Raw genomic sequence first — 23,093 nt, 5'->3', positions numbered from 1 at the left:
TCCTGTCACGAGCCGTGCCCTCCCCCGGTAGCGTGCCCCGGGTGAGCGCGACCTACCGCTACGACGAGGCCCTGGCCCGCGCCCGGGAGGTGCTGCCCGCCCCGGTGCTGGAGTACCTCCTCACCGGCACCGGGCACGGTGTGTCCGCCGCCGAGGCGGCGGACGCCTGGGCCGGGGTCCGGCTGCGGCCCCGGGTGCTGCGCGACGTGACCACCGTCGACCTGCGCGCCCGGGCGCTCGGTGAGGAGCTGGCCCTGCCCTTCGCCGTGGCCCCCACCACCCTGCAGCGGGCCGTGCACCCCGAGGGCGAGGTCGCGATGGCGCGGGCCTGCGCCGCGGCCGGCCAGCTGCTCGTGGTCTCGAGCAACGCCGGCTCCACCTTCGCCGACGTCGGCGCCACCGGGGTCCGCTGGTGGCTGCAGGCCTACCTCACCCAGGACCGGGACCTGTCGCTGCAGCTGCTCGAGCGCGCCGTCGAGGCGGGAGCCGGCGCGGTGGTCCTCACCGTGGACACGCCGGTCGTGAGCACCAAGAGGTATGCCGGTGCCACCGTCTGGGAGACCACCGACCCCGCCCTGCGGCGGGTGAACTTCCCGCCCGACGGTCAGCTGACCCCCGGCGCGCAGAAGGCCACCGACCTCTCCCCCGAGGACCTCGGATGGCTGCACGAGCGCACCGGCCTGCCGGTCGTCGTCAAGGGGGTCCTGCGCGGCGACGAGGCCGTGCGCTGCCGGGACGCGGGCGCCGACGCCGTGTGGGTCTCCAACCACGGCGGGCGCCAGCTGGACCGGGTCGTGTCGACGGCGACCGCCCTGCCTGAGGTCCGGGCGACCGTCGGACCGGGGACCGAGGTCTACGTGGACGGCGGCGTCCGCACCGGCCTGGACGTGCTCGTCGCCCTCGCCGGCGGGGCCGACCTCGTGCTCGCCGGGCGTGCTCCGGTGCTCGGCCTGGTCGACGGCGAGGACGGGGTGCGCGGCTGGCAGCAGACCTGGGCCGCCGAGCTGGTCGAGGCCCTGCGGCTGGCCGGCGTGGCCGCCGCGGCAGACGTCGCCGAGGCGGACCTCCTCACGCCCTCCGGTGGACCGGGTGACCCCGGTCGGCAGCGACCCTGACCACGGCGGACTCACTCCCCTGCACTGCGCCGCATGGAACGCAGGGCACCCTCGCTCGCGACGAAGCCGGCGGCCTCCATCCGTGGCGTCGGCCACTCGCCGGAGAGGAAGCGGGCCGTCGTCTCCGGCGGGCCCGGGGGCGGCCACGGGAGGTCGGGGTCGCGTGCCTCGGCCAGCAGCTCGCGCCGGGTCTGGTCGGCCCCGTCGTCCTCCAGCTCCTGGGTGAGCTGCCACGCGGGCAGCGTGCCCTGCACCCCGACCTGCCAGGGGTTGGCCCCCGCCTCCAGGAGCAGGCACGCGGACTCCAGGTCCCCGAAGGTCAGCGCGGACCCCAGCGGTGTCGCGCCGCTGACCGGCTCGGCCCGGTCGGGGTCGGCGCCGTGGTCCAGCAGCAGGCCGACCGACGCCGGCCGCTCGAAGAGGAGGACCTCCTGCATCGGTGGTGCCGTGTCCGGGCCGTGCGCGTCGGGGTCGGCGCTCGCCCCGAGCAGCTGCTCGGCGAGGTCGAGGTCGTCCGCGAGCAGGGCATACGTCAGGGCCAGGCCGGGGGCCTCGCCGTCCGGGTCGGCACCCAGGTCCAGCAGCGTGGCCACCATCTCGCCGTCACATCCGGCGACGGCGAAGGTGAGCAGGTCGCCGTCGTTGCCGTCCCCGGGCCGCACCCCGTCGGGCAGGACCACGCGCGTGCCCAGGAGCTGCTCGTCCCCGCGGACCAGCTCGGCGACGCGCTCCTCGTCCCCGTCCACGACGGCGTCGTAGACCTGCTGGCCCGCGGCTGCGTGGTCCAGGTGGTCCCGGACCGTCTCCGGCGTCGGCAGCGACGGCTGCGTCTGCGAGAAGCAGGGCGGCACCCCGTCCAGCAACCCGCAACCACCCATGGCAGGGGTGGTCAGGCCGACGACGAGCAGCACCCCCACCCCGCGTCGGCCCATGGGTCATGTCTACCGCACCGGAGGTCAGGCGTCCACGCGCGGACGCGGCACCCCGGTGACGATGTCCAGGTCCAGCGTCGTCGACGTCGCGAGCACCGTCAGCGCCCGCGACCGGGTGCGCCCGGTCCCGTGGTCGACCGCGGTGAGCACGTAGCGCCCCGGCGGCGGCAGTCCGATCTCGTAGTGCCCCTCCTCGTCGGTGTGGCAGGTGCCGACGAACTCACCGGAGTGCTTGATGAGCGAGATGAGCACCTCCGCCATCGGTGTCCCGTCGTCGGTGATGTGCCCCGAGAGCAGCAGCCGTTTGGCCATGGTGACGTTCTCCTCGTGCCCGACGGACAGCTCGACCAGGGCGGACTGCGGCGCCCAGCCGTCGGCCGACACGACGAGCAGATAGGGCCCGGGCTCCGGCAGCGCCAGGGTGTAGCGGCCCTCGTTGTCGGTGCGGCCCCAGTCGATGTGGCGGCCGTCGGGACGCAGCACGGTCGTGACCGCCTGCCGCAGCGGGCGGCCCTGCGGGCCCACGACCTGACCCCGCACGAGCAGCTCGGGCAGCTCGCCGCCGAGCTTGACCTCGGTCCGCTCCCCCACCGGCTCGTGCGCGTCACCCTCGGCGCCGGCGTGCGCCCGCTGCGGGCGGCGGATGAAGGCCGCGATGAGCGCACCCCCCAGCGACGCCCCGGCGCCCGCCCAGAAAATCAGCTGGTATGCCTCGAAGCGCGGCGCCATCTCCCCGCTGGACGTCTGCACCATCGAGGCCGCGAAGACCGCCGCGACCAGCGCCGAGGCCGAGGAGGTGCCGAGCGAGCGCAGCAGCGTGTTGAGACCGTTGGCCGAGGCGGTCTCGGTGATGGGCACCGCCCGCATGATGAGCGTGGGCATCGCCGCGAAGGCCAGCGCGGTGCCGAGCGAGGCCACGCTGGAGGTGATGACCACCTCGAGCACGCTGCCGTGCAGCAGCGACCGGCCGATGAAGCCCAGGGCGATGGTCACCGCGCCGGCGATGAGCACCGCCCGCGGCCCGTAGCGGGTGATGAGGCCCGCCGAGACCGGCGACATGGCGACCATGAGCAGGCCGGAGGGCAGCATGACCAGCCCTGTCGAGACCACGGACAACCCGAAGCCGTAGCCGGTCTCCGCAGGCATCTGCACCTGCTGCGCGGAAGTGAGGAAGTTGGCGAACATCGCGAAGCCGATGAGCACCGACGCGGCGTTGGTGAGCAGCACGGTGCGCCGGGTCGAGGTGCGGATGTCGACCAGGGGCTGGCCGGTGCGCAGCTCCCACGGCACCCATGCGGCGAGACCAGGCCCGCACCGACCAGCAGGCTCAGGGTGATGGGCGATCCCCAGCCCCACGTGCCGGCCTTGCTCACCGCCAGCAGGAAGCAGGTCAGCGCGACCGACAGCATGAGCGCCCCGGCGAAGTCGAACCGGCCGCGGGTCTTCACCGTCGACTCCGGCACGACGAGGTGCACCGCGACGAGCATGATCACCGCGAAGCCGCCGGAGACGTAGAAGAGCGCGTGCCAGTCGAGGTTCTCGTAGATCACGCCGGCCAGCGGCATACCGATCGCGCCGCCGATACCGAGGGTCGCCGACATCAGCGCGACGCCGGAGCCGACCCGGTCGGCCGGCAGGTGGTCGCGCATGATGCTGATGCCGACCGGCACCAGGCAGGCACCGAGGCCGCTCAGCCCGCGGCCCACGACGACGAGCGCGAGCTCGCTGCTGAGCGCGGAGACGACCGAGCCGGCGATGACGGCCCACATGCAGATGATGAGCATGAGCCGCTTGCCGAACATGTCGGCGAGCCGGGACACGATCGGGGTGCCGACGGCCGCGGTGAGCAGCGTGACGGTGACCAGCCAGGAGGCGTTGTCGCTGGTCGTGCCCAGGATCTCCGGGAAGTCGGGCAGCAGCGGCAGCACGAGGGTCTGCTGCAGCGAGACGAGCGTGCCGCACAGCGCGAGCACGACGATGATCGCCGTGGTGGGGGTGGCGGGCGGCGGCTGCGAGGCTGACCTCGAGGTGGTCTTCTCGTCCGCGCCGGCTGCCATGCCTCAGACCCTATCCCCGCCGCCGGACACACCCGCCCGCACGTCCGCGTCCGCGGGCGGTCCAGCCGCTCAGCGCTCCCCGAGGTCGACCGAGCGGCCCGGCTGGGTGCCGGAGGCGTCGCCGACGAGGGTGCGGATGTAGGTGATCCGCTCGCCCTTCTTGCCGGACACCCGGGCCCAGTCGTCCGGGTTGGTGGTGCCCGTCAGGTCCTCGTTCTCCTTGAACTCGTCGAGGTATGCCTGCTCCAGGTGCCGCTCGCGCAGCCCCTCCTCGCCGCGGGTCAGGACGTCCTTGATCGCCAGCTTCTTGGCGCGGTCGACGATGTTGTGGACCATCGCACCGGAGGCGAAGTCGCGGAAGTAGAGCACCTCCTTGTCACCGCCGGCGTAGGTCACCTCGAGGAAGGCGTTGGCCGGGGACACGGCATACATCCGCTCCACGACGCCGTCGATGAGCGCCGCGACGCCGACCGCCCGGTCCCCGCCGTGCGCGTCCAGGACGCTGGGGTGCAGCGGGATGTCGGTGGTGAGGTACTTGCCGAAGATGTCACGGGCACCCTCCGCGTCGGGCCGCTCGATCTTGATCTTCACGTCCAGGCGCCCCGGACGCAGGATGGCGGGGTCGATCATGTCCTCCCGGTTGGAGGCGCCGATGACGATGACGTTGTCGAGCCGCTCCACCCCGTCGATCTCGGCGAGCAGCTGGGGCACGATCGTCGTCTCGACGTCGGAGGAGACGCCCGAGCCGCGGGTGCGGAAGAGCGACTCCATCTCGTCGAAGAAGACCACCACCGGGTCGCCCTCGGCCGACTTCTCCCGCGCCCGCTGAAAGATCATCCGGATGTGCCGCTCGGTCTCCCCGACGTACTTGTTGAGCAGCTCGGGGCCCTTGATGTTGAGGAAGTAGCTGCGGGCGACCGCCGCGGTGAGGCCCTTCTGCTCCGCCGCCTGCCGGGCGAGCGAGGCGGCGACGGCCTTGGCGATGAGCGTCTTGCCGCACCCGGGCGGACCGTAGAGCAGGACCCCCTTGGGTGGACGCAGCTGGTGGCTCTCGTAGAGCTCGGCGTGCAGGAAGGGCAGCTCGACGGCGTCCCGGATCTGCTCGATCTGGCCGCCCAGGCCACCGATGTCGTCGTAGGAGATGTCGGGCACCTCCTCGAGCATGAGCTCGGTCACCTCGGGGCGTTCGATCCGCTCGGTGACGAAGCCGCTGCGGGAGTCGAGCAGCAGCGCGTCACCCACCCGTACCTGCTCCTGCGCCACCGACCCGGCGCGGTGGGCGATCCGCTCGTCCTCGCCCCGCACGAGCACCGTGAGCCGCCCGTCGTCGTGGACCTCCTTGCAGGTCACGACGTCCCCGGCCCGCTCGTAGCCGGCGACGCCGACGATCGCCTGGGCGTCGTTGAGCAGCACCTCGCGACCGGGGTGCAACGCCGTGCTGTCGACCTCGGAGGAGATCGTCGTGCGGATCCGGCGCCCTGCCACCGAGACGTCGGCGTCGCCGTCGACGAGCCGCAGCACCAGGCCCATGGTCAGCGGGGGCGAGGCGAGGGCGTCCAGGTCCTCGCGCAGCCCCTCGATCTGTTTCTTCGCGCTGGACAGCGTGGTGCTCAGCGCCTCGTTGCGCCCCCGGAGCTCGGTCACCCGGGAGGTGAGGGTCTGCACCTGCTGCTGCAGGTGCCGCTCGCGCGGCGTCGGGTCGGTCACGTCTCCTCCTCCGGCTCGGTGTCGGACCCGGTCACCCGGGTGGCGGTGGCCTCGGCGTCGCGCCGGGTGCGGCGCAGCTTCTTGTCCGACACCGGGCGTTCGCCCAGGTCGCAGCCTCCCACTCCCCGGTGGCAGGGGTGTAGTCCTCCCCGTAGGCGCCGGGCGCCGGGCGCTTCTTGCGCAGCGGCGCGTCGGTGCCGGGCGCCAGCCGGCGCAGGCTCACGAGGAAGCCGGTATGCCCGTGCATCCGGTGCTCGGGGCGGACCGCGAGCCCTTCCAGGTGCCACCCGCGCACCATCGACTCCCACGCCTGCGGCTCGGTCCAGCCGCCGGCCGCCCTGGCCGCCTCGGCGACCCGCGAGAGCTGGGTGGTGGTGGCGACGTAGCAGATGAGCACGCCGCCCGGGGCGAGCGCCTCCCCCACGACGCCGAGGCAGTCCCAGGCGCGAGCATGTCGAGGACCACCCGGTCCACCGTGCCCGGCTCCACCGCGTCCGGGAGCGCCTCCACGAGGTCGCCCACGGTCACCGTCCAGGCCGGGTGGTCCAGGCCGAAGAAGGACCGGGCGTTGGCCCGGGCGATGTCGGCGAAGTCCTCGCGCCGCTCGAAGCTCAGCAGCCGGCCGGACTCCCCCACCGCGCGCAGCAGCGACAGCGAGAGCGCCCCGGAGCCCACACCCGCCTCGACGACGACCGCGCCGGGGAAGATGTCGGCATACGTCACGATCTGTCCGGCGTCCTTGGGGTAGACGACCTGGGCGCGCGCGGCATGGAGAGGACGAAGTCGGAGAGCAGCGGGCGCAGCGCGAGGTACTCGGCGCCGGAGGTGTGCCGCACGACCGAGCCGTCGGGGGCGTCGATGAGGTCGTCGTGCCGCAGGTGGCCGCGGTGGGTGTGGAACTCCTTGCCGACCTCCAGGGTGATGGTGTGCATCCGTCCCTTGGGATCGGTCAGCTGCACGCGGTCGCCCGCCCGAAAGGGTCCGCGCCGCATGTCGGCGCCCGTCGGCCTGCTCACCTGGTCAGTCTACGAGCGGTGCGCCGGTGAGCTCGTGCGTGCTCACCACGCCCCAGGGCCGGCCGTCGTCGTCCAGCAGGGCGACGACGCCGGACCCGGACCGGCGCATGACGTCGATGACGCCGTCGAGCCTCGCCTCGGGCGCATCGGCACAGCCCAGCCGCTGGGGAGCCGGACCGCCACGGCCGAGACCGGGGTGCCGGTCCACTGCTCGCGCGGGACCTGCTGCAGCGAGGGGGGGTCGACGAGGCCCTCGGGGCGCCCGTCCGCGTCGAGCACGACCCACACCGGCCGCTCGGACCAGGCGACGGTGTGCAGCGGCTCGTCGTTGCGGACGACACCGGCGGGCAGGGCGGCGTCACCGAGCCGTCGGCGGGAGGCACGGCGGCCGTGGACGCCGACCTTGATCGCCTGGCTGGCGCCCTGCCACAGGAAGAGCCCCACGAGGGCCACCCACGCGACGCGGGTGAACGGCACGCGATCCCCCTGCAGCAGCGGCGGCAGGAGCAGCGCGAGGGCCACGAGCACGACGACGGCGCGACCGGCCCAGCCGGCGGTGATGGTGCCGACGTGCCGGTCGCCGGACACCTTCCAGACCAGGGCCTCCAACAGGTAGCCCCCGTCCAGCGGCAGCCCGGGGACGAGGTTGAAGACCGCCACGAAGGAGTTGGCCCAGGTGAAGGCATACGCCAGCAGGAGCGGGACGCCGGTGCCGTCCACCAGGGTCCACGACCACCAGCCGAGCACGGCGAGCAGCCCGTTGGCCAGCGGCCCGACCACCGCGACCGCCGCGCTGCGCCCGGGCGTCCCGCCGGCCCCGTCGTGCGCGGTGTGGCCGCCCCAGAAGTCGGCGACGATCCGGGAGACACCGAAGCCGACGCGCTGCGCGACGAGGGCGTGCGCCGCCTCGTGCACGAGCACGGAGACCAACAGCAGCAGCACGAAGACGAGGGCGACGGCATAGCTCCACAGCCCCAGCTCGGGCAGGACGCGCCCCACCGTCGGCCCGAAGAGGGCGACCATGACGACGGCGACGAGGACCCAGCTGCGACCGAGGTAGATCGGGATTCCGGACAGGGTGCCGATGCGCCACCCGGGCTGTCGCTCCATCCTCCGAGCGTAGAGTGCGGCGCATGGAGCCGGGCACCGAGGACTGCGCCCGTGCCCTCTCCCCCTCGCGGGCGGCCGACTTCATGCAGTGCCCGCTGCTCTACCGGCTGCGGGTCGTCGACCGCCTCCCCGAGCCGCCGAGCGCGGCCGCCGCCCGCGGGAGCCTCGTGCACGCGGTCCTGGACCGCATCTTCGACCGTCCGGCGCAGGAGCGCACCCTGGAGCAGGCGACCGCCCTGGTCCCCGCCGAGTGGGAGCGCATGGTCGCGCAGGAGCCGGAGCTGGCCGGGCTCGCCGCCGCCGACACCGCCGGTGCGGCCGACGGGCTGCTGGCGCGCTGGTTCGAGCTGGAGGACCCGACGAGGCTGGAGCCGGCCGAGCGTGAGCTCTACGTCGAGGCCGACCTGGACGGGCTGGTCATCCGCGGGTATGTCGACCGCCTGGACGCGGCGCCGGACGGGGCGCTGCGGGTGGTGGACTACAAGACCGGTCGCGCACCCTCGGAGACCTTCGAGGGTCGGGCGCTGTTCCAGCTGAAGTTCTACGCGCTCGCGCTGTGGCGCAGCCGCGGGGTCCTGCCGCGGCGGCTGCAGCTGGTCTACCTGGGCGACCGGACGGTGCTGTGGATCGACCCCACCGAGGCCGAGCTGCGGGCCACCGAGCGCAAGATCCGTGCGCTGTGGGCGGCCATCGAGCAGGTCGCCGTCTCCGGTGACTGGCGCCCGCGGCGGGGCCGGGCCTGCACCTGGTGCTCCTTCCAGGAGCACTGCCCGGCCTGGGGTGGGACGCCGCCACCGCTGCCGGAGGGCGCGACCCTGCTGGCGCTGGACCCGCGGTCGGCGGGGCGGGTCGACACCGGGCAGGACGTGGGGTCAGCCGCGGGGTGAGCCGTCGTCGCGCCGCCGCAGGTAGCGCTCGAACTCCTTGGCGATCGCGTCGCCGGAGGCCTCTGGAAGGTCGGCGGTGTCCTGCGCCTCCTCGAGCTGGCGGACGTAGTCGGCGACCTCCTCGTCGGTCGAGGCGAGGTCGTCGACCCCGCGCTCCCAGGCCCGTGCCGACTCGGTGATCGCGGTGTCGTCGATGACGCAGTCGAGCAGCTCCTCCAGCTGCCCCAGCAGCGCCAGCGAGGCCTTCGGCGAGGGCGGGCCCCCGGCGTAGTGCGGGACGGCTGCCCAGCAGGACAGGGTCGGGACGTCCTGCTGCCGCGCCTCGTCCGAGAGCACGCCCACGATGCCGGTCGGGCCCTCGTAGGTGCTCGGCTCGATGTCTTCACTGCTGGCCAGCAGCTCGGCGTCCTCGGAGCTGACGCTGACCGGGATGGGTCGGGTGTGCGCGACGTCGGCCAGCAGGCCGCCGAGCACGATCATCAGCTGGACGTCCCGCGACAGCAGGTAGGCGAGTAGGTCGCTGGCGAAGGTCCGCCACCGGACCGAGGGCTCGATGCCCAGCACCAGCAGCACGTCCCGGCCCAAGGGGGTGTTGCGGGCGAGCATCACCCGGGTGCTCGGCCACCGGATCATCCTGCGGCCGTCCACGGTGAGCACCTGCGGGCGGTTGACCTGGAAGTCGTAGAAGTCCTCCGGGTCGATCGCGGCGACCACCTCGGCGTCCCACACCTGCGCCAGGTGCTCCACGACGCTGGAGGCGCACTCGCCCGCGTCGTTCCATCCCTCGAGGCCGCGATGACGATCGGGTCGCGCAGCTCGCCCGTCTCCTGCAGCTCGATCACTGCCTCACCTTCCTGATCGGCACCGTGCGACCACCCTAGACGCTCTGCTCTAGCGTGGAGGCGTGACGCGCCAGCACCTCGACCAGCCCTCGCTGCCCGCCGCCGTCCTGTGGGACATGGACGGCACCATCGTCGACACCGAGCCGTCCTGGATCGCCGAGGAGTACCTCCTCGTCGAGCAGGCCGGGGGCACGTGGACCGACGACGACGCCCACGACCTCGTCGGGCAGGACCTGCTGACCTCGGCCCGGATGATCCTCGAGCGCACCCCGGTCCAGGGGGAGCCGGAGGACGTGGTGCGCAGGCTCCTCACCGGCGTGGTGCGGCGGACCCGGGCGCACGTCCCGTGGCGTCCGGGGGCCGTCGAGCTGCTGCGGGCCGTCCGCGCGGCCGGTGTGCCGTGCGCCCTGGTCACGATGTCGTGGACCGAGCTCGCCGACGTGCTCGTGGATCACCTCCCCGCAGGCACCTTCGACGCCGTCGTCACCGGCGACCAGGTGAGCCGCGGCAAGCCGCATCCCGAGGCTTACCTCGACGCGGCGCGCCGGCTGGGCGTGGAGCCGCGACGCGCGGTCGCCGTCGAGGACTCCTTCACCGGGGCCACCGCCGCGACGGCGGCCGGGGTCCCGACGCTGGTGGTCCCGCACACCGTCGCGGTGCCGAGCCTGCCCGGGGCGATGCAGGTCGGCACGCTGGAGGGGCTGTCGCCGACGGATCTCGCCGAGGTCGGGCGGACGCTGGTCTCAGAGCTGCACCCCGAGGAGCGCGTCGACCGCGCGCGGGACCAGGCCTGAGGCGGGCTCGCCCGCCGCGACGGTCGTCGCCCAGTCGTCGACCGCGTCGAGCGCGCCGGGGGTGTCGAGGTCGTCGGCGAGACGCTCCCGCAGCCGGAGGACGGTGGACCGACCGATCTCGGTGACCGTGTCGTGGGCAGCCATGTCGCTCGCCCGGCGCCACAGCTCGAGCCGTTCCACGGCCTCGCGCAGGACCTGGTCGGTCCACTCCCACTCGGTGCGGTAACGCTTCGAGAGCAGGGCCAGCCGGATCGCCATCGGGTCGACGCCGGAGGCCCGGAGCCGGGACACGAGCACGAGGTTGCCCCTGCTCTTGCTCATCTTGCCGCCGTCGAGCCCGACCATCGCCTGGTGCACGTAGGCACGCGCGAAGCAGTCGTCCCCGCACAGCGCGGCCGCCTGGACGGCGCTCATCTCGTGGTGCGGGAAGACCAGGTCGGTGCCGCCGCCCTGCACGTCGAAGGCGGCGCCGAGGTAGCGCTGGGCGATCGTGGAGCACTCGATGTGCCAGCCCGGGCGTCCCTGGCCGAGCGAGGCGCCGTCCCAGTGCGGCTCCCCCGCGCGTCCGGAGCGCCAGAGCAGCGGGTCCAGCGGGTCCCGCTTGCCCTCCCGGTCAGGGTCGCCCCCGCGGTCGGCGAAGACCTCCATCATCTCCGCCCGGCTCCAGCCCGAGACGGCCCCGAAGCTCGGCTGGGTCGCCAGGTCGAGGTAGACGTCCTCGCCGGTGGCTCCCTCGGCGACCGGCTCCCCGTCGGGCACCGCCAGCCGGTATGCCGTGCCGGCCGCGAGCAGCCGCTCCACCGCGCTGACGTCGTCCGGGATGCCCTCGACCGCACCGACGTAGTGGTCCGGCGGCAGCACCCGCAGCGCCTCCATGTCCTCGAAGAACAACCCGATCTCGCGGGACGCCAGCTCGCGCCAGTCGATCCCGTCGCGCTCGGCCCGCTCCAGCAGCGGCTCGTCGACGTCGGTGACGTTCTGGACGTAGGTGACCTGGAGCCCCGCGTCCCGCCAGGCGCGCTGCAGCACGTCGAAGGTGACGTAGGTGGCGGCGTGCCCGAGGTGGGTGGCGTCGTAGGGGGTGATGCCGCACACGTAGAGGCGCGCGCGGCCCTCGCCGTCGCCACCGCCGACCGAGACCAGGGATCCGGTGGCGGTGTCATGGACCCGGACGGGTCTACCGTCGTGGTCGATCGGCAGCCGTGGGACGTCGGTGGTCGACCAGGTCATCACGTCGGGGAGCCTAACCCTCGCCCCTGACGCCACCCCAATCGCCCGTCCTCACCAGTCCGTCCCTCCCCCAGAGCCCGGACCAACGGGAGCCGAGGCTGGACCGGGCGCTCACCAGAGCGGCCAGGGAAGGGGGTAACGGTCGGCCGACGGCATCGGGAGGATGCCCGCCTCCAGCAGTGCCTCCGTGCGGTGCCGCAGCGCGGTCAGCTCGGCCGGGCTCAGCAGGGTCGCGAGCAGGTCGGCCGTCTCCCCGGCCTCCGCCAGCACGTCGACCACGGCCGCCACGCGTCGCCGGTCCTCCTCGGGCAACGCCTCACCCGCGAAGCCCCACAGGACGGTGCGCAGCTTGTCGTCCTCGTGCAGCGCGAGGCCGTGGTCGAAGCCACGCAACCGGCCCTCGACGTCGATCGTCAGGTGGGCCGCCTTGCGGTCGGCGTTGTTGAGGACGACGTCCAGGGTGGCCATCGTCCGCAACCGGGGGTCGTCCGCGTGCGCCACCACGACCGGCGAGCCGTGCTCGTCCTCGGCCTGGACGACCGCCCGCCAGCCCGGCTCCAGGTCCTCGGGCGCGAGCACGTCGACCAGCCCGGCCGAGGGGTCGACGAGCCGCTCGGGCTGCTGCTCGACCCACCACTGCACCGACCCCTCCCCGAGCGGGCCGTCACGCAGGACCGTGGGCGGCACCAGGTCGAAACCACCGGCGCGGGACACGGCATACGCCGCGACCTCACGCGCGGCGAGCGAGGCGGGCGGGAAGTCGTGGAGCGGTCGCTCACCCCGCGCCGGCTTGTAGACGGCCCGGTGACCCGTGGCGGCGCCGTCCTGCGCGAGTTCGACGAGGAGGGTGAGGTTGGAGGCCTGGGTCAGCCGTCCGACCGGCTCCAGCGCGCAGTCCCGCAGCAGGGCCAGCGCCTCGTCCTCCCGCACGTCAGCGGCGGTAGCCGTTGGCGCGGGGGCAGATGTGGCCTCCGGGGTCGAGCGGCTGGCCGCAGAACGGGCAGGACGGGCGGCCACCCTCGATCGAGGCGGTGCACCGCTGCGCGAAGGCGCGCGCCCGGCCGGGCTCCAGGACGATCCGGAGGGACTGTGGGGGCAGACCCGCCCACGGCAGGTCGGCCGGCTCCTCCTCGCCGCTCAGCTCGGCGACATCCTCCTCGCTCGGACGGTCGTAGGCTTCGAGCACGATGCGGCGCTGCCCCGCCTCCCAGGCGACGGAGAGCCGCTGCACGCGGAAGTCGTCCTCGATGGGGGTGTCGAGCGGCGCGTTGTCGGTAAAGGCCTCGGCGGCCTCCTCGCTGCCCTCGTCCCCGGCCACGTCGTCCAGCATCTCCACGAGGGACTCCCCCAGCAGGCGCACCTGCTCCTTCTCCAGCGAGACCGTCATCACCCGCTGGCCGTCGCTGGCCTGGAGGAAGAAGGTGCGGCCCCCGGGAGGACCGACGCTGCCGGCGACGCACCGCTCCGGCGGGTCGAAGACGTGCTCAGCCATGCCGTCAGCCTACGTCCTGGGAGGTGGGGAACCGCTGTCGCCACCGCCCCCGTGTCCCGCGCCACCTCCGACGTCGGCGTCTCCCGAGGCCCCCTCGCTGCTCACCCGGGCGACCAGCCCGGAGAGGTCCAGCGGGTCGCTGCCGGTGTCGTTGGTGCGCAGGACGAAGGGTCGGGTGGCCGTGCGGTGCACCAGGCTGATCGAGGCCGGGTCGACCACGATGCGCTGGAAGTCGTCGAGCCGGGTGGCGAGGGCGTCGGCCAGGATCGCCTTGATGACGTCGCCGTGGCTCACCGCGACCCAGACCGCGCCCGGGCCGTGCTCGGACTCGATCTGCGCGTCCCAGCGTGCGACGGCGCGCACCGCCCGGTCAGCCATGTCGGCCATCGACTCGTGCGCGAAGGCCTCGTCCGCGGGGAAGGTCACCGACGAGGGCTCGTCCTGCACCGCCCGCCACAGCGGGTCGTCCGCCAGCTCTTTCAGCGGCCTGCCGGTCCACGCGCCGTAGCGCGCCTCCCCCAACCCGTCCTCGGTATGCCTGTCGACCGCACGGTCGGCGGGCTGCGCCGCGAGCAGGGCGGCGGCGGTCTCCTGGCAGCGCTGCAGCGGGCTGGCGACCACCGCGGCGAGCGGCGTCGCGGCGAGCCGCTCGCCCACGCGACGCGCCTGCTGGGCGCCGGTGTCGTCGAGCCCGAGACCGGGGCTCCACCCGGCCAGGACCCCGTCGGCGTTGGCTTGGGTGCGGCCGTGGCGCACCAGGACGCAGATCGCCATCAGGACCCCCCGAGCCGGGAGTGCGCCTCGACGGCGGCCTCGAGCCCCTGCATGCGGGCCTCGAGATCCGTGCCCCACGGCGCCACCGTGAGGCTGGTGATGCCGGCGTCCTGGTAGCGCCGCATCCGCCCGGTGATCCGGTCGACGTCGCCGAGCAGGCTGGTGTCGTCGACGAACTGCGGCGGCAGCGCCGCCGCCGCCTCGGCCCAGCGCCGGTCGAGGTAGAGCTCCTGCACCTGTTGCGCCTCCCGCTCGTAGCCCATCCGGCAGGCGAGCTGGTTGTAGAAGTTGTGCTCCCGGCTGCCCATGCCGCCGACGTAGAGCGCCGGGTAGGGGCTCACGGTGCGGGCGCAGGCCTCCAGGTCCTCACCGGTGGCGAGCGCGACGGTGGCGTCGGTCTGGAAGCCACCGTCCGGCAGCGGGTCGGCCCGCCGCCGCATCCCGGCCTCGAGGTGCTCGCGCTGCTCGGCGAAGAAGTCAGGTGCCACGAAGACCCCGAGCCAACCCTCGGCGATCTCCCCCGCGAGCTCGAGGTTCTTCGGGCCGACGGCGGCGAGGTAGATCGGGATGGACGGCCGGTGGACGTGCGTGAGCCGCAGGGCCTTGCCCGGCCCGTCGGGCAGCGGGAGGGTGAAGAACTCTCCCTCGTGGCTCACCGGCCGGTGCCGCAGCGCGGTCCGGACGATCTGGGCATACTCCCGCGTCCGGGCCAACGGCTTGGCGAACCGGACGCCGTGCCAGCCCTCGGAGACCTGTGGCCCGCTGACGCCCAGGCCGAGCCGGAAGCGTCCCTTCGACAGGCTGTCCAGGCTGACTGCCGCCATCGCCGTCGCTGCCGGGGTCCGCGCCGGGATCTGCATCACGCCCGCGCCCAACCCAATCCGCTCGGTCTGCGCCGCGAGGTAGGACAGGATCGTCACGGAGTCGGGCCCATACGCCTCGGCGACCCAGACGACGTCCACCCCCAGCTCGTCGGCGCGGCGCACCAGCGCGAGATTGTCCTCGTCGCGTCCCTGCCCCCAGAAGCCGCAGCTCAGCCCCAGCCGCACGGATCAGTGCCGTCCCGAGGTGGTGTCGTCGAGAGCCTCGTCGTCGTCCTCCACCTCCGGGTCGTCGAGCTCCTCGTCGAGATCGTCGTCGTCCAGGTCGTCGTCGAGGTCGTCATCGTCCTCGCCGTCATCTGCGTCCTCGTCGTCGTCGCTCGCGAGGTCGTCGTCGTAGACCTCCAGCGGCGTCACCTCGCCGTAGGCGTCCATGAGCGCGTCGTCGTAGGCGGTGAACGCCTCGGCGATCCGCTCGTAGGCCTCGATCACCGCCGGGTCGTCCTCGCCGCGGCTGACGGCCGAGGTCTCCAGGTGGGTCTCGAGGGCGGCGACGAGGGCGGTCAGGGCGGCACGCGGGTCTGCGGTCATGGGGTGACGGTAGCGCGGATCGCTTCCGCGCGGCGGGTTGTCTCCCCAGGCCGAGAAGGGGTGCCTATGCTGGGCGGCCATGGTGGAGTACGAGTACCGCGAGCTCACCTTCCACCGCGACCAGGGGCGCGGTGAGGTGCGGCAGGCGCTCACCGAGCACGCGGAGTACGGCGCGTGGGAGCTGGCCCGGGTCCGGGTCTACCTCGGGGGCGTGCGCCGCGTGCTGTTGCGCCGCAAGATCATCCGCGTCCGCCGCACCGCCTGACCGCCTCTCGCGACCGGCCGCACGGTCTGCGACGACCGGCCGCGCGGTCTGTCAGCAGTCAGCGATCAGCTGGCCCAGCACCCGCGTGCCGAACCGGATGGCGTCGACCGGGACGCGCTCGTCCACGCCGTGAAACATGCCGACGAAGTCGAGGTCCTCGGGCAGCCGCAGCGGCGCGAAGCCGTAGCCGGTGATGCCGAGCCGGGAGAGGTGCTTGTTGTCGGTGCCGCCGGACAGGCAGTAGGGCAGGACGTGCGCACCCGGGTCCTCCTTGAGCAGCGCGCGCTTCACGGAGTCGACGAGCTCGCCGCTGCTCGGCGCCTCCAGCGCGACGTCCTTGTGCTCGATCTCGACCTCGACGTGCTCGCCGGCCAGCTCCCGGATCGTGCCGAGCAGCTCCTCCTCGTGCCCCGGGAGGAAGCGGCAGTCCAGCGAGGCGGAGGCGCTCTGCGGAATGACGTTCATCTTGTAGCCGGAGTCGAGCATCGAGAAGTTCGAGGTGTCCTGCAGCGTGCCCTCGACGAAGCGGCGCGCCCCACCGAGCCGGGTCAGCACGTCCTCGACCCGCTCCTCGCTCCAGCCCTCCCCGGTGACGCGCTCGACCCCGTCGAAGAGCTCGCGCACCGAGGCGATGTAGGTGCGCGGCCACTCGTGAGCGTCGATCCGGGCGATCGCCTCGGCCAGCCGCACGATGGCGTTCTCGGGGTTGGGGACCGAGCCGTGCCCTGCGCGACCGCGCGCGTGCAGCCGCAGCCACGCGATCCCCTTCTCCGCCGTCTGCAGCAGGTATGCCCGCGTCGGCGCCCCGGTCGCGTGGTCCGGCAGGGTGATCGAGAAGCCCCCGACCTCGCTGATCGCCTCGGTGCAGCCCTCGAACCACTCCGGGTGCTCGGCGACGACGTGCCCGGCGCCCTGCGTGCCCCCGGCCTCCTCGTCGGCGAAGAAGGCCCAGACGATGTCGCGCGGAGGCTTCTCCCCGGACCGGACGAGCTGGCGCAGGGTCGCCAGCAGCATGGCGTCCATGTCCTTCATGTCGACCGCGCCGCGGCCCCAGATCATGCCGTCCTTCTCCACGGCCTCGAACGGGTCGACGGACCAGTCCTCGGCCGCCGCGGGGACGACGTCGAGGTGGCCGTGCAGGACCAGGCCCGGTCGGGAGCTGTCCCGGCCCGGGGTCCGCACGACGACGCTGGTCCGCTCGGGGTGGTCCGCGGGCGCGGTGACCTGCGGGTCCAGCCCGACCTCCCGGAGCAGCTCCACGACGTAGTCCGTTGCGGCCCGCTCCCCCGGCCCGCTGCCGTCGCCGTAGTTGCTGGTGTCGATCCGGATGAGCTCCTTGCAGATCCGGACCGCCTCCTCCTCGGCGGTGCTGGAGGCGGCGAGGTCGTCGTGCGTCGAGGTCATGGCGCCACCCTAGTCAGCCTGGACACGGCATAGCGCGGAGGACCGGTCCAGCCGCACCGATGCTCACCGGTATGCCACCGCTCCCCACGCGATCTCGTTAGCCATCACCGTGAACGGCACCGGCGTCCGGCTCACTCGTGCTCCTCGGCGAAGAGCTCGAGGTGGCGGCACTCCCGGCAGCGCAGCGCGCGGACCGGGTGCCGGGCGGCCTGGTCGAGCGCGGCGAAGCCGAAGATCTCGGTCGACGGCAGCTCCCCCACCCACTCCACGTGCCCGGTCGTGCTGTCGCCGCGACCGGTGAGGAACCCCTCGTCCACGAGGCCGACGCTGCCGCAGGCGGTGCACGTCGTCCGCGCCCGCTGCCAGGCGTCGTCGTCGCCGGCCGCCCCGGTGACGAGCCGGTGCATCCCGTCGCCGCGCGCGCTCCGCCGGCAGGTGCTCGCTCACGACCGGATCACGCCGTGAGCTTGCCCTCGATGCACTCGACGAACTGGCCGAGCAGCTTGTCGGAGACGCTCTGCATGACGCCGCGGCCGAACTGCGCCGGCTTGCCGGTGATGTTCATCGAGGTGAACACGTCGGCCTGGGTGCCGGTCCCGTCCGGCTCGAGCTGCAGGGTGACCGTCGCCGAGGCGTTGCCCAGGCCCCGCAGGCCCTTCCCGAGCCCTTCGATGACAGCCCGGTGCGCCTCGTCGTCGCGCTCGAGGAACCTGCCCTCGCCCTGGTAGGTGACGCCGATCGGGCCCAGCTTGACCTTGACGTTGCCGGTGAACTCCTGCTCCGTCGCCGAGGTGACCGTGGCGCCGGGGAAGCAGCCGCCGACCTGCTCCAGGTCGGTGAGCAGCGCCCAGGTCTGGTCCGGGGGTGCGTCGACGGTGAAGGTGTGGTGCAGCTCCATCGCCATGGGGTCAGGCCCCTGCCGCGGCCAGCACCGCGCGCCGGGTGAGCACCCCGGCGACGTGCTTGCGGTAGTCCGCCTGGCCGTTGAGGTCCGAGGGTGGATCGGTGCCCTCGCCCACCTGGGCGCAGACCTCGGCGATCGCCTCCTCGGTCGCCTCCTTGCCGACCAGCGCCTGCTCCACCGCGGTCGCCCGCAGCGGGGTGGCACCCATGTTGGTCAGCCCGACCTTGGCCTCGGCGATGGTGCCGCCCTCGGCCCTCACGGCCGCGGCGATGCCGATGATCGCCCACTGGTGCGACACGCGCACGAACTTCTCGTAGTGCGCACCCCACCCGGTGTGCTTCGGGATCTCCACCGCCACGAGCAGCTCGTCCTCGCCGACCGCGGTCTCGAAGAGGTCGACGAAGAAGTCGCTGCCCTCGACGGTGCGCTCGCCGTCCTGGCCCTGGATGACCATGCGCCCGTCGAGCGCGAGCACGGGCGCGCCGACGTCACCCGCCGGATCCGCGTGCGCCAGCGCGCCGCAGACCGTGCCGCGGTGCCGGATCTGCTCGTCGGCGACCTCCCTGAGGGAGGTGTGCAGCAGCGCGAGGTGCTCCCGGACGAGGTCGGAGTCGAGGGCGTCCTGGTAGGTCGCTCCCGCGCCGATCCGGATGGCGTCGCCGACCTCGGTGATGCCCTTGATCTCCTCGATCCGGGAGATGTCGACGACGATGCCGGGCGCGTTGAGCCGCATGCGCAGCACGGGCAGCAACGACTGACCGCCGGACATGACCTTGGCCTCGTCGCCGTGCTCGGCGAGCAGCGCGAGCGCCTCGGCCACCGTCGCGGGTGCGGCGTAGTCGAACTCGGGGGGAATCATGCCTGACCGCCTTCCTGCGTCGTCGTGGTCGTCGACGTCGGCGCGTCACCGGTGCCGGACGGACCAGGTGGGTCCTGGTTGGGCTCACCCTGGACGAAGTGACCGGCGGCGTCCTCCGCCGTCTCGGCCCGTGCTCCGGCGTTCCCCTCCTGAATGGCCCGCCACACCCGCTCGGGGGTGCAGGGCATGAGGATGTCCTCGACGCCGTACTGCCGGATCGCGTCGAGCACCGCGTTGACCACGGCTGGTGTGGAGGCGATGCACCCTGCCTCGCCCACGCCCTTGACCCCGAGGTCGTTCGACGTCGCCGGCGAGGTGGTGCGGTCGGTGACGAAGTTGATGGTGTCCGCCGTGGTCGGCAGCGTGTAGTCGACGAACGAGCCGGAGACCAGCGTCCCCTGGTCGTCGTAGACCGCCTCCTCCCACAGCGCCTGGGCGATGCCCTGGACGAGCCCGCCGTGGACCTGGCCCTCGACGATGAGCGGGTTGACCACGTTGCCGATGTCGTCGACGCAGACGTAGGACCGCATCGTCGTCGCCCCGGTCTCGGTGTCGACCTCCATCGCGCACAGGTGCGTGCCGTGCGGGAAGGAGAAGTTGACCGGGTCGAAGGTCGCGTCGGCGTCCAGGCTCGGCTCCATGCCGTCCGGGAGGTCGTGCGCGGCGAAGACCGCGAGCGCGAGCCCCGCGAGCCCGATGCCCTCCTGGTCCTCGCCGGCGCCCAGGACGGTGAACTTCCCGTCGCGGAACTCCAGGTCGTCCACGTTGGCCTCGAGCTGGTGCGCCGCGAGCGGTTTCGCCTTCTCGATCACCTTCTTGGCGGCGTTGATGACCGCCTGCCCGCCGACCACGAGGGACCGCGAGCCGTAGGTGTCCAGCCCCTTGTGGCTGATCTGGGTGTCTCCGTGCAGCACCTCGACGTCCTCGAAGGGAACCCCGAGCTGGTCGGCCACGATCTGGCTCCAGGCGGTCTCGTGCCCCTGCCCGTGGGCGGAGGACCCGGTGATGACCTCCACCTTGCCGGTCGGCAGCATCCGCACCGAGGCGTGCTCCCAGCCACCGGCGCCGTAGTTGAGCGAGCCCAGCACCCGGGAGGGGGCCAGCCCGCACATCTCGGTGAACGTCGAGATGCCGATCCCGAGCTGGACCCGGTCGCCGCTCTCCCGGCGACGCCGCTGCTCGGCCCGCAGCTCGTCATACCCGAAGAGCTCCTTGGCGCGGTCGGTGGCGGCCTCGTAGTTGCCGGAGTCGTACTCCAGCCCGCACACCGTGGTGAAGGGGAACTCGTCGTGGGTGATCCAGTTCTGCTCGCGCACCTCCATCGGGTCGCGCCCCAGCTCGAGCGCGAGCTCGTCCATGATCCGCTCGATGGCGAAGGTCGCCTCCGGGCGGCCGGCGCCGCGGTAGGCGTCGGTCCACGTCTTGTTGGTGAAGACGTTGGTGCAGGCGAAGTGGTAGGCGGGGAACTTGTAGATCGAGTTGAACATGAAGGCGCCCAGGATCGGCACGCCGGGCGTGACCAGGCCGAGGTATGCCCCCATGTCGGCGAGCAGCTCCACCTTGAGCCCGGTGACGGTGCCGTCGGACCTCGCGGCGAGCGTGAGCTTCTGCCACTGGTCGCGGCGTGGTGGGCCGAGAGCAGGCTCTCGCTGCGGGTCTCGGTCCACTTGCATGGCCGGCCGGTGTGCCGGGCCATGAGGAAGGTGATGATCTCCTCCGGGGTGACCTGCAGCTTGCCACCGAAGCCGCCGCCCACGTCGGGGGCGATGACGCGCACCTTGCCCTCGTCGACGCCCAGGGTCATCGCCAGCATGAGCCGCAGGATGTGCGGCACCTGGGTGGCCGACCACATGACGAACTGCTCGCCCGTGGGGTCGACGACGGTCGAGCGTGGCTCCATGAAGGCGGGGATGAGCCGCTGCTGGCGGAACTCGCGCTCGACGACGACATCGGCCTCCGCGATCGCGTCGTCGACGCTGGAGCCGGTGCCGGCCTCGGCCGAGTCGAAGACCCAGGTGGCCGAGCGGTTGGTGCCGAGGTCGGGGTGCGCCAGCGCCTCGTCGGCGGCCGCGGCCTTGAGGTCGAGCACCGCGGGCAGGTCCTCGTAGTCGACGTCGACCAACTCGGCGGCGTCCCGGGCCGCCGCGGCGGTGCGGGCGGCGACGACGGCGACGATCTCGCCGGAGAAGGCGACGCGGTCGACGGCGATGGCCGGGTGGGGCGGCGCCTTCTGGTCCTCGGTGATGGGCCAGGCGCAGGGCAGGCTGCCCTGCAGGTCCTTGACATCCTCGCCGGTCAGCACGGCGATGACACCCTGTGACTCCTGGGCCGCGGTGGCGTCGACGCCGGTGATCCGGGCGTGGGCGACCGGGCTGCGGACCATCGCCAGGTGCAGCATCCCCTGGAGCTGGAGGTTGTCGGTCCACTTGGTGCGGCCGGTGATGAGCCGCTGGTCCTCCTTGCGGCGCCGGTCGCGGCCGACCTCCCCGCTCGGGGACGCCGCGTCGGTGGCCGGCCTGTCGTCGACTGCGGTCATGACTGCTCACCTCCGGTGGCGGTGCCCTGGCCGGAGGCCTGCAGGACCGCCTTGACGATGTTGTGGTAGCCGGTGCACCGGCACAGGTTGCCCTCCATGCCGACGCGGACCTCCGCCTCGGTGGGACTCGGGTTGTTGCTGAGCAGGTCGGTGGCCTGCATGATCATGCCGGGGGTGCAGTAGCCGCACTGCAGAGCGTGGCAGTCGCGGAAGGCCTCCTGGACCGGGGTGAGAGACTCCCCGTCGGCCAGCCCCTCGATGGTGGTGACCTCGTGGCCGTCGGCCTGGACGGCGAGGACGTTGCAGGACTTCACGCTGCGACCGTCGAGCAGGACCGTGCAGGCGCCGCAGTTGCTGGTGTCGCAGCCCACCACGGTCCCGGTCTTGCCGAGGGTCTCGCGCAGGTGGTAGACGAGCAGGGTCCGGGGTTCCACGTCGTCGGTGTAGCTGGTGCCGTCGACCTTCACGGTGATCTTCATGCAGCCCTCCGTCGGGCAGTCGGGACGTCGCTGTCCCTGCCGATCCTGCCGTGACCCAGGTCACCCTGCAACAGATGAGCGGACGCCCGGTCGCACCGGCATTCGGGCACGCGACGGGGCGCTAAATCCGGCTCACGCGGTATGCCGGTGGATCTCGCCCTCGGTGTCGCGCAGCGGCTCCCCGCGCCCGCCCCAGCGCAGGGCGATCATCTCCGAGGCGATGCTCACCGCGGTCTCCTCCGGGGTGCGCGCGCCGAGGTCCAGACCGATGGGGCTGCGCAGCCGCTCCAGCTGCGGGTCCGTCACGCCGACCTCGCGCAGCCGGGCCAGCCGGTCCTCGTGGGTGCGGCGCGACCCCATGGCCCCGATGTAGGCGAGCTCGGGCGTGTCCTCGCCGAGCAGGACCTCGAGCAGCGGCACGTCGAACTTCGGGTCGTGGGTGAGCACGCAGGCGACCGTCCGCTCGTCGAGCGCGCCCGCGGCGACCTGCTCCTCGACATACCGGTGCGGCCAGGAGACCACCACCTCCTCGGCCTCCGGGAAGCGGGACGCCGTGGCGAAGACCGGTCGGGCGTCGCAGACGGTGACGCGGTAGCCGAGGAAGGTCCCCACGCGCGCGACGGCGGCGGCGAAGTCGATCGCGCCGAAGACGAGCATCCGCGGGCGGGGGGCGTAGGAGGCGACGAAGACGCGCATCCCCTCGCCGCGACGTTCACCGTCCGGGCCGTACTCCAGGGTCGCGGTGCGGCCCTGGGCCAGCATGCCCCGGGCGTCGTCGGACACGGCCGCGTCCGCCCGGTCGCTGCCGAGGCTGCCCGCGGTGTCCCTGCCCTCGGGGCGGACCACCATGCGGCGTCCGACGTGGCTGGCATCGGGATGGGCGACCACGGTGGCCACGGCCACCGGTCGGCCCGCGCCGATGTCGGCGGCCACCTCGCCGAGCCCCGGGAAGTCGTCCTGGGAGACCCGCTCGACGTAGACGTCGAGGATGCCGCCGCAGGTCAGACCTACCCCCATCGCCTCGTCGTCGGAGACGCCGTAGCGCTGGAGCACCGGGGTGCCGTCGGCGATGACCTGCTGGCCCAGCTCGTAGACCGCACCCTCGACGCACCCGCCGGAGACCGACCCGACGGCCTCGCCGTCCTGCCCCACCAGCATCGAGGCCCCCGGCTGGCGCGGCGCGGAGCGCCAGGTGCCGACTACGGTGGCCATCGCGGCGGTCTCCCCCGCCGCCCACCAGCCCTCGAGGCGGTCCAGGACATCGCGCATGGGTCCGAT

General features: G+C 73.1%; 21 protein-coding genes and 3 pseudogenes. 4 read left to right on the top strand and 20 right to left on the bottom strand.

The genetic code is table 11. The features are described from left to right. Positions 1-41: 41 nt before the first annotated feature. Positions 42-1,115 carry an alpha-hydroxy acid oxidase gene (locus BJF80_RS12780; RefSeq protein ID WP_075814158.1) on the top strand — a complete coding sequence of 358 codons (1,074 nt, stop codon included), beginning with the start codon at positions 42-44 and terminating at the stop codon, positions 1,113-1,115. A gap of 11 nt (positions 1,116-1,126) precedes the next feature. On the opposite strand, the gene BJF80_RS12775 is transcribed toward BJF80_RS12780, so the two are convergent. The 6 genes and pseudogenes from BJF80_RS12775 to BJF80_RS12755 all read right to left on the bottom strand — a co-directional run bounded on the left by BJF80_RS12775 (position 1,127) and on the right by BJF80_RS12755 (position 7,937). After that, a complete protein-coding gene (locus BJF80_RS12775) occupies positions 1,127-2,047 on the bottom strand; it encodes an ankyrin repeat domain-containing protein (RefSeq protein ID WP_075814156.1) in 921 nt (306 codons plus the stop codon). Positions 2,048-2,071: 24 nt separating this feature from the next. Further along, complete coding sequence (locus BJF80_RS20375; RefSeq protein WP_237767606.1) at positions 2,072-3,274, bottom strand: MFS transporter; 1,203 nt, start codon at positions 3,272-3,274, stop codon at positions 2,072-2,074. A 233-nt stretch (positions 3,275-3,507) separates the two neighbouring features. Then, positions 3,508-4,104: pseudogene (locus BJF80_RS20370) on the bottom strand (MFS transporter); the annotation flags it as partial. 69 nt (positions 4,105-4,173) lie between these two features. Continuing rightward, complete coding sequence (arc, locus tag BJF80_RS12765; RefSeq protein WP_075814154.1) at positions 4,174-5,811, bottom strand: proteasome ATPase; 1,638 nt, start codon at positions 5,809-5,811, stop codon at positions 4,174-4,176. Continuing rightward, positions 5,808-6,803, bottom strand: a pseudogene (locus BJF80_RS12760) (class I SAM-dependent methyltransferase). Before BJF80_RS12760 ends, arc begins: the two are co-directional and overlap by 4 nt. Positions 6,804-6,869: 66 nt before the next feature. Then, positions 6,870-7,937 carry a site-2 protease family protein gene (locus tag BJF80_RS12755; protein ID WP_075814152.1) on the bottom strand — a complete coding sequence of 356 codons (1,068 nt, stop codon included), beginning with the start codon at positions 7,935-7,937 and terminating at the stop codon, positions 6,870-6,872. Positions 7,938-7,960: 23 nt separating this feature from the next. On the opposite strand from BJF80_RS12755, the gene BJF80_RS12750 reads away from it, so the two are divergent. After that, entirely contained in the window at positions 7,961-8,824 is an 864-nt protein-coding gene (locus BJF80_RS12750) for a RecB family exonuclease (RefSeq protein WP_075814360.1), read from the top strand. Here BJF80_RS12750 and BJF80_RS12745 read toward each other — a convergent pair. Further along, positions 8,810-9,571 carry a PAC2 family protein gene (locus tag BJF80_RS12745; RefSeq protein WP_321166402.1) on the bottom strand — a complete coding sequence of 254 codons (762 nt, stop codon included), beginning with the start codon at positions 9,569-9,571 and terminating at the stop codon, positions 8,810-8,812. The two genes, BJF80_RS12750 and BJF80_RS12745, sit on opposite strands and share 15 nt — an antisense overlap. Positions 9,572-9,728: 157 nt before the next feature. Here BJF80_RS12745 and BJF80_RS12740 point away from each other — a divergent pair, with 157 nt between their 5' ends. After that, complete coding sequence (locus BJF80_RS12740) at positions 9,729-10,460, top strand: HAD family hydrolase (protein WP_075814150.1); 732 nt, start codon at positions 9,729-9,731, stop codon at positions 10,458-10,460. Here BJF80_RS12740 and mshC read toward each other — a convergent pair. From mshC to BJF80_RS12710, 6 genes are all read right to left on the bottom strand, one after another. Beyond that, the gene (gene mshC / locus BJF80_RS12735) at positions 10,410-11,693 is read right to left on the bottom strand and encodes a cysteine--1-D-myo-inosityl 2-amino-2-deoxy-alpha-D-glucopyranoside ligase (RefSeq protein WP_075814148.1); all 1,284 of its coding nucleotides are present in this window, start codon (positions 11,691-11,693) and stop codon (positions 10,410-10,412) included. The two genes, BJF80_RS12740 and mshC, sit on opposite strands and share 51 nt — an antisense overlap. 108 nt (positions 11,694-11,801) lie before the next feature. Next, positions 11,802-12,620 (bottom strand): Rv2133c family protein, encoded by an 819-nt coding sequence (locus BJF80_RS12730; RefSeq protein WP_075814146.1) that lies wholly within the window; start codon positions 12,618-12,620, stop codon positions 11,802-11,804. Position 12,621: 1 nt separating this feature from the next. Continuing rightward, complete coding sequence (locus BJF80_RS12725; RefSeq protein ID WP_075814144.1) at positions 12,622-13,182, bottom strand: Rv2134c family protein; 561 nt, start codon at positions 13,180-13,182, stop codon at positions 12,622-12,624. 9 nt (positions 13,183-13,191) lie between these two features. Next, positions 13,192-13,956 carry an Rv2135c family putative phosphatase gene (locus BJF80_RS12720; protein ID WP_075814142.1) on the bottom strand — a complete coding sequence of 255 codons (765 nt, stop codon included), beginning with the start codon at positions 13,954-13,956 and terminating at the stop codon, positions 13,192-13,194. Further along, entirely contained in the window at positions 13,956-15,005 is a 1,050-nt protein-coding gene (locus tag BJF80_RS12715) for an LLM class F420-dependent oxidoreductase (protein WP_075814140.1), read from the bottom strand. The genes BJF80_RS12720 and BJF80_RS12715 overlap by 1 nt, the downstream gene beginning before the upstream one ends. A gap of 3 nt (positions 15,006-15,008) precedes the next feature. Next, positions 15,009-15,368, bottom strand: a complete 360-nt coding sequence (locus BJF80_RS12710; protein ID WP_075814138.1) for a hypothetical protein — start codon at positions 15,366-15,368, stop codon at positions 15,009-15,011. Between the two features lie 79 nt (positions 15,369-15,447). On the opposite strand from BJF80_RS12710, the gene BJF80_RS12705 reads away from it, so the two are divergent. Beyond that, on the top strand, positions 15,448-15,633 hold the full coding sequence (locus BJF80_RS12705; RefSeq protein WP_022923985.1) for a DUF5703 family protein: 186 nt from the start codon (positions 15,448-15,450) through the stop codon (positions 15,631-15,633). A 51-nt stretch (positions 15,634-15,684) separates the two neighbouring features. On the opposite strand, the gene BJF80_RS12700 is transcribed toward BJF80_RS12705, so the two are convergent. The 7 genes and pseudogenes from BJF80_RS12700 to BJF80_RS12670 all read right to left on the bottom strand — a co-directional run bounded on the left by BJF80_RS12700 (position 15,685) and on the right by BJF80_RS12670 (position 23,084). Beyond that, the gene (locus BJF80_RS12700) at positions 15,685-17,037 is read right to left on the bottom strand and encodes a M20/M25/M40 family metallo-hydrolase (RefSeq protein ID WP_075814136.1); all 1,353 of its coding nucleotides are present in this window, start codon (positions 17,035-17,037) and stop codon (positions 15,685-15,687) included. A gap of 131 nt (positions 17,038-17,168) precedes the next feature. Next, on the bottom strand, positions 17,169-17,444 hold the full coding sequence (locus BJF80_RS12695) for a hypothetical protein (protein WP_075814134.1): 276 nt from the start codon (positions 17,442-17,444) through the stop codon (positions 17,169-17,171). A gap of 47 nt (positions 17,445-17,491) precedes the next feature. Further along, on the bottom strand, positions 17,492-17,941 hold the full coding sequence (locus tag BJF80_RS12690) for an SRPBCC family protein (protein ID WP_022923988.1): 450 nt from the start codon (positions 17,939-17,941) through the stop codon (positions 17,492-17,494). Positions 17,942-17,945: 4 nt separating this feature from the next. Then, the gene (locus tag BJF80_RS12685; RefSeq protein WP_075814132.1) at positions 17,946-18,800 is read right to left on the bottom strand and encodes an FAD binding domain-containing protein; all 855 of its coding nucleotides are present in this window, start codon (positions 18,798-18,800) and stop codon (positions 17,946-17,948) included. After that, positions 18,797-21,183, bottom strand: a pseudogene (locus BJF80_RS12680) (xanthine dehydrogenase family protein molybdopterin-binding subunit); the annotation flags it as partial. The gene BJF80_RS12685 and the pseudogene BJF80_RS12680, both read right to left, overlap by 4 nt. Before the next feature lie 149 nt (positions 21,184-21,332). Beyond that, complete coding sequence (locus BJF80_RS12675; RefSeq protein ID WP_075814130.1) at positions 21,333-21,815, bottom strand: (2Fe-2S)-binding protein; 483 nt, start codon at positions 21,813-21,815, stop codon at positions 21,333-21,335. Positions 21,816-21,947: 132 nt separating this feature from the next. Further along, positions 21,948-23,084, bottom strand: coding sequence for an XdhC family protein (locus BJF80_RS12670; RefSeq protein WP_075814128.1), 1,137 nt, complete (start codon positions 23,082-23,084; stop codon positions 21,948-21,950). Between the last annotated feature and the right edge of the window lie 9 nt (positions 23,085-23,093).

It is taken from the genome of Serinicoccus sp. CUA-874 (assembly GCF_001942225.1).
Lineage (GTDB): Bacteria > Actinomycetota > Actinomycetes > Actinomycetales > Dermatophilaceae > Ornithinicoccus > Ornithinicoccus marinus.
This window is presented reverse-complemented; position numbering and strand designations above follow the sequence as displayed.